We start from the raw sequence: 255 nt of genomic DNA, 5'->3' as shown, positions 1-255 counted from the left end.
AGTGGTTGGCGCAGCCGTCGAGGTACTTCTGCCAGGCCCAGTCGTACTTGAAGGGCACGAGTTGGTTGAGGTCGGCGCGGCAGTTGATCATGCGCTTTTCGTCAACGGCGACGCGGGCGGAGGCGCCTTCGAGTTCGGCGAGGCCTTCGGCGATGTCGAGTTTGTCCAGCGCAGCTTTGGCGCGCACGATGGCAGCGGAGTCGTTGGCGGTGACGGCGCGGGCTTCCACGGCAGCGGCAGCGCCGGCACCGTCGA

General features: G+C 67.1%; 1 pseudogene. It reads right to left on the bottom strand.

Annotated elements, in window-relative coordinates:
• Positions 1-255, bottom strand: a pseudogene (locus IB241_RS28130) (ribonucleotide-diphosphate reductase subunit beta); the annotation flags it as partial.

It is taken from the genome of Pseudomonas sp. PDM05, assembly GCF_014851685.1.
In the GTDB taxonomy this organism is placed as follows: Bacteria; Pseudomonadota; Gammaproteobacteria; order Pseudomonadales; family Pseudomonadaceae; genus Aquipseudomonas.
The sequence above is the reverse complement of the archived record's forward strand: the minus strand, read 5'-3'. Positions and strand labels throughout refer to the sequence as shown.